Genomic DNA, 628 nt, shown 5'->3' with positions numbered 1-628 from the left:
AGGCTCCCACCTATCCTGTACAGATCGTACCCAAATTCAATATCAAGCTGCAGTAAAGCTCCATGGGGTCTTTCCGTCTTGTCGCGGGTAACCTGCATCTTCACAGGTATTAAAATTTCACCGGATCTCTCGTTGAGACAGCGCCCAAGTCGTTACGCCATTCGTGCGGGTCAGAATTTACCTGACAAGGAATTTCGCTACCTTAGGACCGTTATAGTTACGGCCGCCGTTTACTGGGGCTTCGGTTCACAGCTTCGGGTTACCCCTAACCGCTCCCCTTAACCTTCCAGCACCGGGCAGGCGTCAGCCCGTATACTTCGCCTTGCGGCTTCGCACAGACCTGTGTTTTTGCTAAACAGTCGCTTGGGCCTTTTCACTGCGGCCCCCTCGGGCTATTCACCCTACCGAGGCACCCCTTCTCCCGAAGTTACGGGGTCATTTTGCCGAGTTCCTTAACGAGAGTTCTTCCGCGCGCCTTAGAATTCTCTTCTCGCCTACCTGTGTCGGTTTGCGGTACGGGCACCTTCACCTGGCTAGAGGCTTTTCTTGGCAGTGTGAGATCATGACCTTCGCTACTGTAATTTTCACTCCCCATCACAGCCCAGCCTTACGATGTGCGGATTTGCCT

The 628-nt window shown here is 53.7% G+C and carries 1 rRNA gene; it reads right to left on the bottom strand.

From position 1 onward, the window contains the following. Positions 1-628: ribosomal RNA gene (locus ACE5KN_RS31010) — 23S ribosomal RNA — on the bottom strand; the annotation flags it as partial.

The organism is Paenibacillus terreus (genome assembly GCF_042138595.1).
Classification (GTDB): domain Bacteria; phylum Bacillota; class Bacilli; order Paenibacillales; family Paenibacillaceae; genus Paenibacillus; species Paenibacillus terreus.
The sequence above is the reverse complement of the archived record's forward strand: the minus strand, read 5'-3'. Positions and strand labels throughout refer to the sequence as shown.